Here is a 15,456-nt window from a genome sequence, read left to right on the forward strand (position 1 = left end):
GTCACCATGGTCGGCAACCACCCTCGGACTCCAGTCTCAGGGGTGGCGAAATTCGCTACAAGCCGGAAACGCCGTGATAAATGATTGCCGGCTTGAGCTGTTCCGCGGCGGTTTGTGCGGCGCCTGTTTCGACACCTGGGTCGGCGTCGGACCGGTGCAGGTCGAGGGTGCAGGTGTTCAGTTCGACCAGCGGGTGCAGCGCGTCGGCGCTCAGGGGTCCCTCGGTCCTTTCGAGCAGGGTTTTCAGCAGCCCGAAGTGCACCCGGCAGACCTCGGGGTGCGCCTTGACCATCTCGCTGTACGGGCATTCGTGCAGGTGCACTCGGTTGCCGTCGGCACCGTCGATCTCGAGCCGCGCGTCGAAGCCGGACTCGTCGAGGTGGTCGTCGAGGGCGTCCAGCTGCCGCTGCAGCGGCGAGTGGATGACGGCCTCGACCCGCAGCATCCGTCGCACCTGGTCACCGTGGCGATCGGCGGCTTCGGCCTTCGCGGCCCGGATGGAGCCGTCGACGTGGTTCGGGCCGGCGGCGGCGCTGTACAACATCCGAGGCCGGCCCTTGGAGTCTTTATTTTCCGGGTGACAGGTGACGAAACCGTCCCCGATCAGGCGCTGCAGGTGCTCCCGGGCCGTGTTGTGGTGCAGACCGGTGGCCTCGGCCAGGTCGCCCACCGTCATCGTTCCGCGCTGCTGCAGGAAGTACAGAAGCTGAATCCTGCTGAAGGACGCGAGCGTGCGGTAGCTCGACGAGGGGGAGGACGGCGTCACCTCCTAATCATCTCCTTATTTTCTGAATTCTCTGACTTTTTCGGGGACTGGACATGCGATTCGGACGAAATCCGACGCCGTACTCTGCGTTCCGCGCGCTGCCCGGACCGGCGCAGCAGGCGCATCGCATTCACAATCACGATCAGTACGGATGCCTCATGCACGAGCATGCCGCCGAACATCGTCACGCCGCCGAACAGCACACCGGCCAGCAACAGCACCACCGTGACCAGCGCAAGGGCCACGTTCTGGTGCATGACGCGCACCGTGCGGCGGGCCAGGTCGATGGCGGCGGGGAGCATCAGCAGGTTGTCACCCATCAGCGCGATGTCGGCGGTCTCGACCGCGACGGCCGAACCGGCCGCCGCCATCGCGATGCCGATGTCCGCCGTGGCCAGGGCCGGGGCGTCGTTGACGCCGTCTCCCACCATCGCCACGACGTGGCCGTCCCGCCGGAGCCCGGTGACGACGTCGAGCTTGTCCTCCGGCAGCAGCGACGACCGGATCTCGTCGATTCCGACGTGGGCACCCACGGCCTGCGCCACGAGCGGCCCGTCGCCGGTGAGCATGACGACCCGAACAATCCCCGCCGCGTGCAGCGCGTCCACCATGTCGGCGGCGTCGGGACGCACCTCGTCGGCCACGGCGAGGACACCGGCGACGACGCCGTCGAGCACGACGATCAGCGGCGTGCGCCCGTGGGCGGCGAGTTTCTCGGCCAGCGTCGTGGCGGCATCCGTGCCCGCGATCCGGTGGGCGCGGAGCAGGGCCGGATTGCCGATCAGCACGGTGCGGCCGGCCACCGCGGCGACGATGCCCTGCCCGGGCACCGACGTGATGTGTTCCGGCAGGCCGGTCACCTGGGCGCCCTGCGCGGTTTCGCGTGCGGCCTCCCGCGCGGCGGCCTGCACGATCGCTCCGGCCAGCGGATGCTCGGAGCCGGCCTCCGCCCGTGAAGCCCAGTCGAGCACCTCGGCACGGGTCAGGGCGGGGTTCAGCACCACGACATCCGTCAGGACCGGACGGCCCCGGGTGAGGGTGCCCGTCTTGTCGACCGCGACGACCGTGATCTTCGCGGCGGTCTCGAGGAACTCGCCGCCCTTGATCAGGATTCCGAGCTGCGCGGCGCGGCCGATCCCGGCGACGATCGCGACCGGGATGGAGATGACCAGGGCGCCGGGACACCCGATCACGAGCAGGGTCAGCGCCAGGAATACGTCGCCGGTCACCACGCCGACGATGATCGCGAGCACCAGGATGCCGGGGGTGTACCAGGCCGAGAACCGGTCCATGAAGACCTGGGTCGGGGCCGTGGCCTCCTGCGCCTCCTCGACCCGGTGCACGATGTGGGCCAGGGTGGTAGCCGCGCCGACCTCGGTGGCCAGCACCTGCAAGAAGCCGCCGGTCGAGACCGTGCCGGCGAAGACGCGGTCGCCGGCACGCTTCTCGGCCGGGGAGGACTCGCCCGTGATGGAGGCCTCGTCGATCGTGCCCGTGCCCTGCTGCACGGTGCCGTCGACGGGCACCCGCGCGCCGTTCTTGACCAGGACGGTCTCCCCGGTCCGCACGGACCCGGCCAGGACCTCGAGCTGCTCGCCGTTCCGCAGCACGAGGGCGACGTCCGGGGCCAGGGCCACGAGCGCGGTCAGGGCGGAGCGGGTGCGGTTGAGGGTGGCCGATTCGAGGGCATGCCCGATCGCGAACAGGAAGGTCACGGCGGCGGCCTCCCAGTATTCGCCGAGCACGATGGCGCCGACGGAGGCGACCGTGACAAGCAGGTCGATGCCCACGACCCGGGCGAGCAGCGCTCGCCCGGCGGTCCGCATGATCGGGAACCCGGCCACGACCGCGGCCGCCACCATCGCCGCGTCGGAGACAAGCGGCGGCACCGGCAGGAGGCCGAGCAGCCAGGCGGCGCCGATCAACGCGCCGGAAATGAGGGGAATCAGGTGGCGGCGCACGATGGTCATGTCACTCCCCCTGTCCGCCGGTCAGAACGCGGCCAGGCGGGCGGTGTAGCCGGCCTTGCCGACGGCGGCGATGAGGGCATCCGTGCTGACGACGGCCGGGTCGTGGTCGATCTCGATCCGGGCGGTGGCGAAGAACACGGTCACGGCGCTGACGCCGGCGAGGCGGCCGATCTGCTTCTCGATCTTGGCGACGCAGGACGGGCAGGAAAAGCCGTCGGCCCGCAGGATGGTGTGGACGGTGGCCGGGGTGGATGTCGGAGTGGATGTCGGAGTGGATGTCGGAGTGGATGTTGTGGTGGGGATGATTGTGGTCATGACTGCGACGTTACGAACCCGAGGCGACGGCAACCATGACGGCCGTCACTTTGCCGCAACCAGGCCGGAACGGTCGAGCACGGCGGTCCACCGTCGTCCGGAATCGATCAGCCCGTCCCGGCGCAGGCCGCTCATGGCGCGGGACACCGACTCGGCGCTCGTGCCGGTCATGGCGGCCAGGTCGGCGCGGGTCAGAGGCAGCTGGATCAGGGTGGTACCGGCGCCGTCCCCCGGCACGCCGAAGGTGTCGGCGAGGCGCAGCAGGGTCGCTGCCACCCGCGTCGTGACGGTAACGGAGGCCTGCTCGGCCTCCCTCGACCGCGCCCGATGAAGGCGGTCGACGACGACATCCAGCACGCGCAGCGCCACCGGCGGATGCGCGAGCAACATCTGCCGGAAGGCGCCGGATTCGAGGCGCAGGGCGCAGGTGGTCACGAGGGCAACGGCCGTCTCGGGGTACCGACCCGCGTCCAGCGCGGTCAGGCTTCCCAGCACCGCTCCCGGGCCGAGGAAGTCGAGGCTCGTGAACTGCCCGGTCGAGGTCGATCGGAACACCTTCGCCTGGCCGGCCGCGAGTACGAACACGTGCTCGGACGGCTCGCCGGCGGTGAACAGCGTGTCTCCGGGACCCCAGGCGAGCGACAGCATCCGTTCGGCCAGGTCGGCGAGCTCGCCGGCCGACAGGTCCTGGAAGATCGGGATCTGGCCGAGAATGGTGTTCCGCATGGCGGAGGAGCACGGATGCGGCCGCGCACAGGTGCTGCGCAGCGGTGTGCGCCGGGCCACGCTCACGGCTTCGTCGCCGGGATCTCGAGGTGGGCGAGGCAGACGCCCGGGCGGGCGAACGGCTCGAGGGTGACGCCGACTCCGGGTGTGTGCAGGCGCTCGAGGGCGCCCTCCATCAGGCCGCGGTGCACCGCGCACACGACGTCGCTGTGCTCCTTGGCCACATCGAGGAACGGGCAGCGGTGCAGCTCGATCACGACGTCGACCGGAGCGGCGGCGCCGCCGCCGAAAGCGACGTCATCGGCAGCACCGGCAGCACCGGTATCCCCGGCAGCACCGGCATCCCCGAGGCGCGGCTCGAAGCCGACCTCGTCAAGGATCTGAACGATACGCCCGACCGATGCTCCGTGGGCCGCCCGCGACTGCGCGTCGGAGAGTCCGGCATCCGTCTCGGCCATCTCCCTGCCCCAGCGCCGCCCGGCCTCCGCGGCCGCGGCCGCGCCTGCCCCCGAGGAAACGTCCCTGCCCAGGCCGCCGGCCAGGAGACCGGCAAGAAGCCGGTAGGACTCGGCGGGGACCTCGGCGGCGGGTGACGTGGCGCGAAAGAAGAGCCGGGGCCGCCCGGGACGCACGCGCGTCTCGACGGTCTCGGCAACCAGGCCCACCTCGACCAGCCGGTCGAGGTGGGACCGAACCGTGTTCGCGTGCAGCCCCACCGCTTGGGCGATGGCCGGCACATCCATCGCCGCGTCGGCATCGCGCAGGAGTTCGAGAATGGCGACCCGACTGATGCCGGAGAGCACGCGGTGGGTGCGGGCGTCAAGGGGTTCGATAGGCACCAAACTAGTTTTCCCTATATCTATGGTAAAAACAACTGAGGGCCGAAATTCGGCGCTGAGCTAGGACTTGCCCCATGACCGACACGCACGTGCGCCCCATCCGGGTGCTGCACCACGACACCGCCGAACGGCCCTTCATCGTCATCTGGGAGGTGACGCGCGCCTGTCAACTGGTCTGCACCCACTGCCGGGCCGACGCCATCCGCACTCGCAATCCGTTCGAGCTGAGCACGGACCAGGGTCGCAAATTGTTGGACGACCTCGCCGCCTTCGGCACACCGCGCCCGCTGGTCGTGCTCACCGGCGGGGACCCGTTCGAGCGCCCCGACCTGCCGGAGCTCGTCGCCCACGGCACCAGCCTCGGCCTGAGCATGGCCCTCTCCCCCTCGGTCACCCCGCGCCTCACCCGTGAGGTCCTGGTCGAGCTCCACGACGCCGGGGCCAAGGCGGTCTCGCTCTCGCTGGACGGCGCCTCAGCGGCCACCCACGACGCCTTCCGCGGTGTCGACGGCGTCTTCGACGACACCATGATCGCCGCCCGAATGGTGCGCGAGGTCGGCTACCGGCTGCAGATCAACACGACCGTCACCCGCGACACCGTGCACGAGCTGCCCGGCATCCTGAAGACCGTCCTCGATCTCGGCACCACCCTGTGGAGCGTCTTCTTCCTCGTGCCCACCGGCCGCGGCAAGCTCCTGAACGCTCTGACCGCGGCCGAGGAGGAGGAGGTACTGCACTGGCTGCACGACGTCTCCGACCTGGTCGCCATCAAGACCACCGAGGCACCCCACTACCGACGCATCGCGCTTCAGCGGGCCGGCGTGGACGACGGGGTCGACCTCGACACCGCGTTCCCAGTCGGCCCACTGAGAGCCTCGCTGCGGGAGGCCACGGAGCGGTTGCTCACCGGTGACGAGCCGAGGCGGCGGCGTCCGCGGGCCCCCCTCGACGTCAATTCCGGGCGCGGGTTCGCCTTCGTCGACCATGTCGGTCTCGTTTACCCCAGCGGGTTCCTGCCCGTGTCCGTGGGGTCGGTGCACAAGCAGCCCTTCTCCGAGATCTACCGGGAGGCGCAGCTGCTCCAGGAGCTGCGCACCCCGGATCTCTTCGGCGGCCGGTGTGGTCACTGCGAATTTCGCACGGTCTGCGGCGGCTCCCGCTCGCACGCCTACGCGGTGACCGGGGACCCGCTCGCCGAGGACCCCAGCTGCGGCTACCAGCCCAGCACCGACTGAGCAGCCCGGAACGCTGATCGGTTTACAGCAGCTCACCGCACGCAGAAGCGCCCGGCCGATTACTCGGCCGGGCGCTTCTGCGTGCGGGTGGTGCGCGGCAGGTCAGTCCAGGTGGTGCCCGCCCTTGACCCAGCGCAGGGCGCCAAGAATACCGATGGCCACGCCGAACATCCCGACGATCATGCCCACGAAGAGCCAGACGAAGAGCGGTTCCAGGCCGCCGACCGTCTGGTCGACTCCGACGATCGTGCCGCCGAGGAACCCGGCGATGGGTGCGAAGATGCCGGCGAAGGCTCCGATCAGCATCAGACGGATGCTGAGGGCGCGGTCGCGTGAAACGATGTCGGCCATTAGGAAGAAACCTCCGTTGTCTGTGCTGCGGCAGCCGCAACGGCGGTCGCAACGGCGGCGGCGAAGGCCGCGGCGGCCCCCGCCGGGTCCGGCAGGGGAACCGTGTCCGCACCGGGGGGTGCGGCGCTCGGCTGGGCCACCTGCTGGGTGACCTTGCCGTTGAGGAACGGACCGAGAATGTCCATCGGAAGCGGGAAGACCACAGTCGATTTCTGGTCGGCGCCCAGCTCGAGCAGGGTCTGCAGGTAGCGCAGCTGAAGCGACGCGGGATTGCGGCTCAGGATTTCCGCCGCCTGGCCCAGCTCCTCCGACGCCTGCAATTCACCGTGGGCGTTGATGATCTTCGCCCGGCGATCCCGCTCGGCTTCGGCTTCACGGGCCATGGCACGCTGCATCGCCTGCGGAATCTCGACATCCTTGATTTCGACGACCTTCACCTGCACGCCCCAGGGTTCGGTTTGCGCATTGATGTTGCGGGCGAGGTCTTCGTTCAGGTCGGCCCGGTGGGCGAGCAGGGTGTCGAGGTCGGCGCGGCCCACGACCGAGCGCAGCGTTGTTTGCGACATCTGGGAGGTGGCGATGGCGTGGTTCTCGACCGCCATCACCGAACGGACCGGGTCGGTGACCTGGAATAGGACGACGGCGTTGACCCGGGCCGGAACGTTGTCCTTGGTGATGACGTCCTGCGGCGGGATCGTGAGGGTCACGATCCGGAGGTCGACCCGCACCATCTTGTCCAGTCCGGGGAACACCATCTGCACACCCGGGTCCCGCACCGGGCCCAGCCGGCCGAATCGGAACGCCACGCCGCGCTCGTATTCCTGCAGCACCTTGAAGGAAGCTGCCAGCCAGACGAGCAGCAGCGCCACCACGATCAGGGCCGCGATCTGCCAGGCCATCACGAGTTGCCCCTCCGGCTCCAGCCCACGGCGGGGCCGGAACGACCCGGGTCGGCCTCCGTCTCCAGTTCAGCCCAACGGGCTGAGAATGAGGCGCTCACTGTGTTTCCTTTCATCGTTTCCGGATCGGCGTCGGTTTGCTCCGACGCCCGGGCGCTCGCGTACGGTTCGATTTGAACCGGCCGCGGGCCCGTTTTTCTGATGCTGCCGTAGCCGCTGCGCCGCTGCGCCTCGACCGCCGCCGTGGCGGCGCGGGCCGCGACGCTTTCGTCGAGCCCTACGACCTTGAGATGCTCGGGAAAGCGAGCGGGCGTGCGACGCAGGTGCGACCACAACGGCCAACTGCCGGCGGCGATGACGGCCGAGGCTGACCCCAGGATCAGCAATTCCACGCCCGTGCGGTTCTGGAACATGGACGCCAGCGGCCAGATGAGCCCGAGCACGACGACGGAGCAGGCGATCCCGCGATGGAACCGTTCTGCCTCCGAACTGGGCCAGGGGTCGATGTTTCGCGCGAGCTGCCGGCCCGCATCCGAGGTGGTGCAGGTGTCCTTGACCGGGCAGGGGTTGCAGACCGTGGGGCTGGCCTGGTATCGCGTCACCCGGTTATCCGGATCGAAGGAGATCGGCCAGAGCCACTGGTCCTCCTGGCACTTCCAGGCGTCGTGGTTTTCGTGATACTCGAACCCGCTCGAACTCATGGCGGTGGTTTTCGCCCCGGTGCGTCTCGCCAGGAGGTCAAGCACGTGTGCCACGGCCAGCAGGAAGCCGCCGTAGACAAGCGCGAACCAGACCTCCGGATTGATGGAGGCCATCACACGCCGCCGCCCGGGCGGTCCCCACCGAGCTCTCCGGTGCCGGTGGAGCGGTAGTCCGAGGAATATCCGGATGTCGGCTCCGCGCCGCCGGTGACCGTCGCGCCGGCGGGGACCGCCTCGACGAACAAAGCCTCCATCGGCACGTCGTGGGTGGTTGCCTTGATGCGGTAGCGAACCCCGAGCCAGGTGATCCAGACGAACGGCATCACGCCTCCGACGATGAAGATGATGTCACCGGGCATCCGCAGCCATTCGAGAACGGCGTTGCCGGGCTCGTTGATGAAGTTGAGGCTGCGGGCTTCGAAGTAGCCGTCGTTGATGGAGTGCCAGAGCTGAATGACGCCGAGCGGCAGCAGCGTTGCGAACGTCATCCAGGCCAGGCCGATGTTGAGGCACCAGAACGAGATCTTGGCGAGCTTGTCCGGCCAGCGCTCGGCCGGGATCAGGTAGCGCAGGGCGAAGAGCGACAGACCGACGCCCATCATTCCGTACACGCCCATCATCGCCGCGTGGGCGTGGTTGGCCGTCAGCGCGGTACCGATCTCGTAGTACGAGACGATCGGCAGGTTGATCAGGAATCCGAAGACGCCGGCACCCAGGAAGTTCCAGAAGCCGACCGCGACAAGGAACATCACGGCCCAGCGGTGCGGGAACGGAGCCGAACTGCGCGACTCCTGCCGGGCACCGAGTTGGAGGAAGCTCCAGGCCTCGATCGTCAGGAAGGTCAACGGGATGACTTCCAGGGCGGAGAAGAAGGCTCCCAGCGCCATGTGCTCGACGGGGGTTCCGGAGAAGTACAGGTGGTGCATGGTGCCGAGGATGCCACCGGCGGAATACAGGATGACGTCGAGCAGGATGATCTGCATCGCGATCTTGCGGTGCACAACCCCGAGCATGACGAAGATGTAGGCCACCATCACGGTCGTGAACAGTTCCAGGAAGTCCTCAACCCAGAGGTGCACCACCCAGAAGCGCCAGAACTCGGCGACGCTCAGGTGAACCTCGGTGCCGGCGAGCATTCCGACGGCGTAGAACGCGGGGATCGCGAGACCGGCGTAGAAGAAGAGCCACGGCAGGTTGAAGCGGTGCTCAGACTTCAGACGCGCCCGGATGCCGCGGTAGATGATCGCGATCCAGAGGAAGAGTCCGACGACGAGCATGCCCTGCCACACCTTGGGCAGGTCGATGTACTCCCACTGCATGTCCCAGAACGGCGAGCCCTTCGCGGCCTCGACGCCGAAGATGCTCAAGGCTTCACCCACGAACGATCCGACGATGACCAGGGCGAGGGCGCCGAGCAAGCCGTAGGCCAACCAGTGCTGACGTTTGGGTTCACGCCCGGAGATATACGGAGCGAGGAAGATGCCTGCGGCCAGGAACGAAGTGGCCGTCCACAACAGCGAGAGCTGCACATGCCAGGTTCGGGCGAGGTTGAACGGCAGCAGCTGAGCCAGGTCGACCCCGAAGAAGCTCGACAGGTCGACCCGGTAGTGCTCGATGGCGGCACCCAGGAAGGCCTGGGCCAGGAACATCAAAGCCACCACGAAGAAGAACCAGGCCGTGGCGGTCTGGGCGGGTGTCACCGCCACCTCCCCCGGCTGTCGGAAGGACAGTGCCGGGGTTTCTTCCCCGTGCTGCCAGCCCATCCTCTTGCTCCACCGGCCGTAGAGGCCGAAGAGGGCGCCGAGGGCGACCATCAGGGCCACGAGCGAGAGGCCGCTCCACACGATGATGTCGGCGGTCGGAACGTTATCCACGAGCGGCTCGGCCGGCCAGTTGTTCGTGTACGAGTAGTTGTGACCGGGCCGCTCAGCAGAGGCTGCCCAGGACGTCCAGGCGAAGAAGGCGGTCAGGTCGTGGATGTCCGCCGAGTCCGTGATGGCATTCGGGATCAGACCGTATTGGGTGGTCGGGGAACCGAAGAAATCGGCGTAGTGCTGCTTGAGCGTGTCGAAGGCCTCGATCTGCAGATCGGTGAATTCGAGGTCGCCGGTGGCCTTGTCGTAGCGGTTGGTCCGCATCATCTCGACGAGGGCACCCTGTGGGTCCTGCACACCGGACGCGGTCAGGGCCTCGAGCACCTCGGTCGAGGAGCGCCGCAGGTAGTCGGCCGTATAGTCCGGTCCGAGGTAGCCGCCGTGACCCAGGATCGAGCCATACTGCTGCAGGCCGCGCCGCACGAAGGTCTGCTGGCCCGCGGTGATGTCGGCCGTCGTGAAGACAACCTCACCCTGCGAGTCGACGACCTGCTTGGGCTGGGGCATCGAGTCCGTATAGGTCCTCAAGGCCAGGAAGCCCATCACGGCGAAACCGAAGACCATTACCAGGGCTACGCCCTGCAACCATCCTTTGGAAACCATCAACTCCGATCGCAGTTTTCCTGCACCGGCTCTCAATCGGACCACGGTGGGCCCCTTTCCATGTTGCGTGATTCAAGGGCGCGGAAGCAGGTGCTGCCACCTGTCACGGTTCCTCCCCCGGATAGGTCACGCGGGGTGGTTGAAAGCTACCACAGGATTAAAAGTATGAGTGACATTTCTAATCACGTCACCAAACTCGCAGTGACGATATTCCACAATAAAAACCCTGTCCAACGGTGTAATACCCTCACACAGCAGACTGAGGCGACGGGCCGCCCATTTCTTCCACCTGACCGGCGACACGCCGCACACAATCATTTTTGGGGAAACTCGGACAAAGATCACGGACTGACCAGGACGACGCCGCGGGCGCCTTTCTCGGCATCAGACATGATGTGGCTGACGAAGGGGTAGCTGCCGGCCTCCGGGAAGGTCAACTCGACGAAGCCACCCTGGGCCACGGCCAGGTCGAGCACCTGGGAGCCGCCCGTGCCGGTGCTGCCGCCATCACGCAGCAGGTAGTCGCCCTCCTTGAAAACGGTGTCGAACTGGCCGCCCACGACGTGGAAGGAGCTGCCCACGTTGGGGCCCGCGTCCAGCACCCAGATGCGCACCTTCTCGCCAGCCTTCGCCGTCAGCGGGCGGGCACCGTACTGGTTGGCGATGCCGTTGAAGACCACCAGGTCGGGGAACTGCGCCGCCACCTTGTCGGCGTCGGCCTCCCCGCCCTGCGCACCGAGGTAGAGCTCGGACTGCACCAGGACGTATTCCCGATCGACCGCTGAAAGCCCGGGTGGATCAATGATCACGGCGCCGAACATGCCGTTCGCCATGTGCACCGACATGGGCATCGTGCCGCAGTGGTAGAGCCAGATCCCCGAGCGGGTCGCGGTGAAACGATAGGTCAGGCTCTCTCCCGGATTGATGCTGCGCATGGGCCGATCGGGTGCGAGAGCACCCGCGTGGAAGTCGATGGAGTGCTCGATCGACCCGTCGTTGACGAAGGTGATGTCGAAGACGTCGCCGACCTTGCCGTGCAGGGTCGGGCCGGGGGCTGTGCCGTTGAACGTCCACAGGGTCTGGGTGACGCCGGGAGACACCTCGGTCTCCACGTCTTCTACCCGCATGGTCAACGTGTGCACGGTCTCCGCCTCCGCCGCCCCCAGCGCCGGGTCGCGGGCGACGAAATCGGCGTCGGGCTCACGCATCAAATCGAGATCGTCTGCCGCGCTGGACGCGCCGCCGGCGGGCGCAGAGCCGTGGTCCATCGTTGGGGAGTCGTCGCCGGACTGAGGCTCGGCTCCGACGGCCACGACCGTGAGCACCATGCCCAGGACCTTGTGGCCGGCGATGGAGCACCAGCCCTCGACGTCGGCGCCCACGATGCCGGCGTCGACCTGCCGGCTGGTGCCGGGAGCGACGGAACCGGAGACCACGCCGGTGGCGAGCACGAGGTTGTGCACCATCTCGTCGTCGTTGGTCAGGTTGATCACCAGGGTGTCGCCGACGGGCACCTCAATGGTGTCCGGGCTGAAGCGCGTGTTCTTCATGACGACGTCGACCGTGGTCGTGTGGCCGGTCGACACCCTGTCGGCGGATGCCCCGCCGCTCGCGATTCCGGCGGCGGCCGGGTCCATGGCGATCCCCAGGGATACGGCCAGAAGCAGGGCGCCGACGGCCGTGATGGTCGCACCTGTGCGGCGCGGCGGGGCCGCGGCAATCTGCGGGGCGGGCGGGGCCGTCGCATCCGTCGCCTGGCGGAGCCGGCGGTTCTGCCGCAGCGCCCGCGGCATCAGGACCAGGAAGGAGGCGAGCGTGCCGACGACGAGCAGCGAGACCGTGACCTTCACCAGGCTGGGCACCGGCATCAGATAGAGGACCAGGCCGACGTTGACGACGATGACCCGGAACAGGGCACCACGATCGAGCAGGGCGGCCGTGGCCTTCGAGACCGAGGGTCCGCCGCCGAGCACGACCGGCACCAGGTAGCTGAGGGCTCCGAGCAGGATCTGCGCGGCGAAACCGACCGCGAACACGGGCACGAGCTGCCCGAGCCGGTCGGTCGCGGCTACCCAGCTCGGTGCGAACGTCACGATCAGGCCGAACCCGAGCACGCAGGCGAAGAACCAGGTGAGGGCGGCACCGATGCTCCAACCGGCGAAGGTGACGGCCGGGGACTGCCTGGCCAGGCGCAGGGCCTCAACCAGCACCAGGCCGAGGCTGACCAGGTAGAGCAGAACACCCGCGGCGGCGACCAGGCGCTGGTCGATCAGCAGGCCGATCCCGAGCACCGCGAGGCCGGCCAGGAACAGAGGCAGGGTTCCGCGGGCCGAGGCGCGCGTCGTCTGCACCCGGGCGTGCAGCACAGTCGGCCAGAGCAGGGCCACCGTGCTAATCACGGTCAGGCCGACCCAGCCGAGCAGGTTGAACCCGATATGGGCGATGTACATCCGCTCCGCGGACTCACCATCGATATCGGTTCGGGCCATCAGCACGCCCAGGGTCACACCGATGGCCAACGCGATTCCGGCCGCAATGTAGTAGCGCACGAGCGGTGCGAACCGTCCCGGCAGCGCTCCCCGCGACTGCCGGAACAGCAGCAGGGCGTGGGCGAGGGCATTCGTGCCGACCAGGATGCCGCCGGCAAGCACGACCGGCCACCAGCCGCCGACGATGCCGGTGATCACGAGCACCGCTCCGAGGGTGTGCGCGCCGAGCCTCGCCCCGAGCGAGACGCGGCCGCCGGGGGCCGGATGCCGGAGCAGGGTGTCGGCGAAGTGCTGGCTCCAGACCAGGATCGCGGTGCTCACGGCGCCCAGGAACAGGAGGTGCACCATGAGCCACGGCGCGACAGGGATGAAGCGGTGGATGAGCACGGCGATGAGAGTGAGAAGGAGCCACGCCGGAGTCAGGAGCCCGGTGATGAGGTGCCACAGTCGACGGTTCATGGTGTGACTTTCAGTTTGGTGTTTGGCTGGCGCCGCGGCACGCCGCGCACCACCGAGATCACGGCCAGCAGCACGAACAGGAGCACGGCCACGATGTTGGCCACGCCGCCCCACTGCACCAGTGCCGGCAGGTCGCGCGCGTCACCGAGCAGGATGCGCACCAGCAGGGAGACGTGCAGCAGCAGCACCGGCAGGTAGAGCACCGGCCGGTACGGCAGCGGCCGGCGCAGCACGGCCGGCAAGATGGTCGGGGCGTGCGCCATGATCATCGACATCACGAACCCGAGGAAGACGGCGTGCAGCACGGCGTCATAGCCGGGACCGGAGAAGCTCGGGCCGACGATGATCCAGCTGGCGCCCACCACGAGCAGCCAGCCGTAGCCGGCCAGCAGGCACGCGGCCATGTACCGGGGCAGGCCGGTGCTGCGGATGAGCCGGGTCGCCACGTCGTGCCGGAACAGCCAGGCGACGAGACCGAGCAGCCCGAGCCCGAGAACCGGATAGCCTACCCCGGGCCAGACGAGAGCGACGACCGTGCCGAGGGTCAGGAACAGGCCGGCGGCCAGCATCCGCATTTCGGCCCGGTGGTCGACGGAGGGCGAGATGCGCGCGAGTTCGAGCCGCTCACCGGCGATCGTGAGCACCAGGTAGAGCGTCATCGCGGGCACCAGGACAGGCACGGGCACGCCGCCGAGCCACAGCACGGTTGCCGTGAGACCGAGCAGGGCACCGAGTGCCTGCACCGCGGCGGACGTCGACGGCTGCCGGAGCCAGATCGCCCGGTAGATGGCCAGCAACACGGCCGACCCGGCCACGAGGGCAAGCTGGCCGACCACCAGGGGAAGCGGCGACACGAGTGACAGGCCGCCGAGGCCCAGCAGCCCCGGCGACAGGTAGGCCCAGTTCCGGCGCACGGCGACGGCCCGTTCGAGCACGACGACGGTGCCCACGAACCCGAAGACCATCAGGGGTCCGTGCACATCCGCCAGGCGTGCGGTCACGACCGGCGCCGGGAAACCCAGCAGGAGCAGCGCACCGTCGAGCCCGGCCAGCAGAGAGAGGCCGCCGAGCAGCAGAAACGCCAGTCGCCCGTTGCCGTGCACGGTGGTGTCGAATCTCGGGAGACTAGGCGGCGCGGGTGAAGCGGATGCGCCAGGCGTCCGGGCCACGCTCCACGTACGACACGGTGAACGCTCCCGGGCGTGCCTGCTCGAGCTGCGCCAGCAGGGGCAGCGGGTCGTGCGGGGCGATCAGGTCCAGCGAGAAGCCGAGCTGGATGGCCTCCAGGGCGCCGAAAATGGCCGCGTGGCGAACCGCGTGCGGGATGGTGCGACCGTCGAGCACAATGGTCTCGGCGTCGTCATGGTTGCAGTTGCAGGTGTGTGCGCTGCTCAGGGTGATGGGTTCGGCGGTCATAGGATGAATCCTCCTCGGTGGAACGACCGAGCCGGCCGCTAATAAACAGGATACACGTCCGGTTAATTATTCCAGAATCAGACCAGGTCGGATCACGTCAGGTCACGTCGGGTCCGGTCAGGTCAGGCCCACCCAGGCGGTGGACCCGTCGACCTCGTACTGCTTCTTCCAGATCGGCACCTCGAGCTTGACGGTCTCCACCAGGCGTTCGCAGGCTTCGAATGCGACGGCGCGGTGGGCGCTTGCCGCGGCCGCGACCAGGGCCAGGTCACCCACGTCGAGGTGGCCGATGCGGTGGCTGACCGAGAGGTTCACCTGCGGGTATTCGCGGGAGTACCGGGCGACGATCTCGGACAGGATGCGACCGGCATCCGGATGCGCGCTGTAATCGAGGCCGGTCACCTGCCCGGCGGCGTCGGGGTCGTGGTCGCGCACCTGGCCGATGAAGGTCACGACGGCCCCGCAGGATCCGGTCGACACGGCAGCAACGTGCGCGGCCAGGTCGAGCGGCGCCGTGGCCACCTGGTTGACGGCACCCTCGCCAGGGTTCGCGTCGTTCTCATTCACGCCGCTTTGGTCAGTCGTTCCTGCTGAATTCACACATTCAGATTACGCGCGGAAGCGGAACGAGAAACGTACTCCACTGTTCCCGGAGCATCGAGGGCTAAAAAATCTGAGGCCGAGGCCCGCTGAGCAGCCTCGGAGTCCCGTTCGGCACCTCTCGCGGGTCGTATTCTCGTGGTGGCTGCCAGGGGTCTCGAGCTGATCCACCGCACACGCTGCGTGGCCTGCCTGTCCACGGGCTCTTGCGAC

General features: G+C 68.2%; 14 protein-coding genes. 1 reads left to right on the plus strand and 13 read right to left on the minus strand.

The genetic code is table 11. From position 1 onward, the window contains the following. Window positions 1-55: 55 nt before the first annotated feature. From E3N94_RS01680 to E3N94_RS01700, 5 genes are all read right to left on the minus strand, one after another. Window positions 56-766, minus strand: coding sequence for a helix-turn-helix domain-containing protein (locus E3N94_RS01680; RefSeq protein WP_134415155.1), 711 nt, complete (start codon window positions 764-766; stop codon window positions 56-58). Next, complete coding sequence (locus E3N94_RS01685) at window positions 763-2,736, minus strand: cation-translocating P-type ATPase (protein ID WP_134569659.1); 1,974 nt, start codon at window positions 2,734-2,736, stop codon at window positions 763-765. Before E3N94_RS01685 ends, E3N94_RS01680 begins: the two co-directional genes overlap by 4 nt. A 21-nt stretch (window positions 2,737-2,757) precedes the next feature. Next, entirely contained in the window at window positions 2,758-3,051 is a 294-nt protein-coding gene (locus E3N94_RS01690; protein ID WP_134342352.1) for a heavy-metal-associated domain-containing protein, read from the minus strand. A gap of 45 nt (window positions 3,052-3,096) precedes the next feature. Further along, the gene (locus tag E3N94_RS01695; RefSeq protein ID WP_134569660.1) at window positions 3,097-3,777 is read right to left on the minus strand and encodes a Crp/Fnr family transcriptional regulator; all 681 of its coding nucleotides are present in this window, start codon (window positions 3,775-3,777) and stop codon (window positions 3,097-3,099) included. 62 nt (window positions 3,778-3,839) lie between these two features. After that, window positions 3,840-4,616 carry a helix-turn-helix domain-containing protein gene (locus E3N94_RS01700; RefSeq protein ID WP_134569661.1) on the minus strand — a complete coding sequence of 259 codons (777 nt, stop codon included), beginning with the start codon at window positions 4,614-4,616 and terminating at the stop codon, window positions 3,840-3,842. A gap of 74 nt (window positions 4,617-4,690) precedes the next feature. Here E3N94_RS01700 and E3N94_RS01705 point away from each other — a divergent pair, with 74 nt between their 5' ends. Beyond that, window positions 4,691-5,851: a TIGR04053 family radical SAM/SPASM domain-containing protein gene (locus E3N94_RS01705; RefSeq protein ID WP_104101370.1), complete on the plus strand. Its 1,161-nt coding sequence runs from the start codon at window positions 4,691-4,693 to the stop codon at window positions 5,849-5,851. Window positions 5,852-5,953: 102 nt separating this feature from the next. Here E3N94_RS01705 and E3N94_RS01710 read toward each other — a convergent pair whose 3' ends face one another. From E3N94_RS01710 to E3N94_RS01745, 8 genes are all read right to left on the minus strand, one after another. Next, window positions 5,954-6,202 carry a hypothetical protein gene (locus E3N94_RS01710; protein ID WP_104101372.1) on the minus strand — a complete coding sequence of 83 codons (249 nt, stop codon included), beginning with the start codon at window positions 6,200-6,202 and terminating at the stop codon, window positions 5,954-5,956. After that, window positions 6,202-7,101, minus strand: coding sequence for a slipin family protein (locus E3N94_RS01715; protein ID WP_104101375.1), 900 nt, complete (start codon window positions 7,099-7,101; stop codon window positions 6,202-6,204). Before E3N94_RS01715 ends, E3N94_RS01710 begins: the two co-directional genes overlap by 1 nt. Beyond that, window positions 7,101-7,916 (minus strand): hypothetical protein, encoded by an 816-nt coding sequence (locus E3N94_RS01720; RefSeq protein ID WP_174720207.1) that lies wholly within the window; start codon window positions 7,914-7,916, stop codon window positions 7,101-7,103. The genes E3N94_RS01715 and E3N94_RS01720 overlap by 1 nt, the downstream gene beginning before the upstream one ends. Next, the gene (locus E3N94_RS01725) at window positions 7,916-10,279 is read right to left on the minus strand and encodes a cbb3-type cytochrome c oxidase subunit I (protein WP_134569662.1); all 2,364 of its coding nucleotides are present in this window, start codon (window positions 10,277-10,279) and stop codon (window positions 7,916-7,918) included. The genes E3N94_RS01720 and E3N94_RS01725 overlap by 1 nt, the downstream gene beginning before the upstream one ends. 341 nt (window positions 10,280-10,620) lie before the next feature. After that, window positions 10,621-13,227 carry a multicopper oxidase domain-containing protein gene (locus E3N94_RS01730; protein ID WP_134569663.1) on the minus strand — a complete coding sequence of 869 codons (2,607 nt, stop codon included), beginning with the start codon at window positions 13,225-13,227 and terminating at the stop codon, window positions 10,621-10,623. Further along, window positions 13,224-14,330 carry a hypothetical protein gene (locus E3N94_RS01735; protein WP_233191430.1) on the minus strand — a complete coding sequence of 369 codons (1,107 nt, stop codon included), beginning with the start codon at window positions 14,328-14,330 and terminating at the stop codon, window positions 13,224-13,226. Before E3N94_RS01735 ends, E3N94_RS01730 begins: the two co-directional genes overlap by 4 nt. A 22-nt stretch (window positions 14,331-14,352) precedes the next feature. Beyond that, window positions 14,353-14,643 (minus strand): DUF2249 domain-containing protein, encoded by a 291-nt coding sequence (locus E3N94_RS01740; protein ID WP_104101381.1) that lies wholly within the window; start codon window positions 14,641-14,643, stop codon window positions 14,353-14,355. Between the two features lie 117 nt (window positions 14,644-14,760). Then, entirely contained in the window at window positions 14,761-15,210 is a 450-nt protein-coding gene (locus E3N94_RS01745) for a molybdenum cofactor biosynthesis protein MoaE (RefSeq protein ID WP_104101383.1), read from the minus strand. Between the last annotated feature and the right edge of the window lie 246 nt (window positions 15,211-15,456).

This window comes from Cryobacterium sp. Sr3 (assembly GCF_004402835.1).
Classification (GTDB): Bacteria; Actinomycetota; Actinomycetes; order Actinomycetales; family Microbacteriaceae; genus Cryobacterium; species Cryobacterium sandaracinum.

Excerpts from the sequence above, each read along its gene's own strand:
- E3N94_RS01720 (WP_174720207.1), bottom strand. The coding sequence starts at position 7,916 with ATGGCCTCCATCAATCCGGAGGTCTGGTTCGCGCTTGTCTACGGCGGC.
- E3N94_RS01740 (WP_104101381.1), bottom strand. The coding sequence starts at position 14,643 with ATGACCGCCGAACCCATCACCCTGAGCAGCGCACACACCTGCAACTGC.
- E3N94_RS01710 (WP_104101372.1), bottom strand. The coding sequence starts at position 6,202 with ATGGCCGACATCGTTTCACGCGACCGCGCCCTCAGCATCCGTCTGATG.
- E3N94_RS01695 (WP_134569660.1), bottom strand. The coding sequence starts at position 3,777 with ATGCGGAACACCATTCTCGGCCAGATCCCGATCTTCCAGGACCTGTCG.
- E3N94_RS01685 (WP_134569659.1), bottom strand. The coding sequence starts at position 2,736 with ATGACCATCGTGCGCCGCCACCTGATTCCCCTCATTTCCGGCGCGTTG.
- E3N94_RS01705 (WP_104101370.1), top strand. The coding sequence starts at position 4,691 with ATGACCGACACGCACGTGCGCCCCATCCGGGTGCTGCACCACGACACC.
- E3N94_RS01730 (WP_134569663.1), bottom strand. The coding sequence starts at position 13,227 with ATGAACCGTCGACTGTGGCACCTCATCACCGGGCTCCTGACTCCGGCG.
- E3N94_RS01725 (WP_134569662.1), bottom strand. The coding sequence starts at position 10,279 with ATGGTTTCCAAAGGATGGTTGCAGGGCGTAGCCCTGGTAATGGTCTTC.
- E3N94_RS01715 (WP_104101375.1), bottom strand. The coding sequence starts at position 7,101 with ATGGCCTGGCAGATCGCGGCCCTGATCGTGGTGGCGCTGCTGCTCGTC.
- E3N94_RS01690 (WP_134342352.1), bottom strand. The coding sequence starts at position 3,051 with ATGACCACAATCATCCCCACCACAACATCCACTCCGACATCCACTCCG.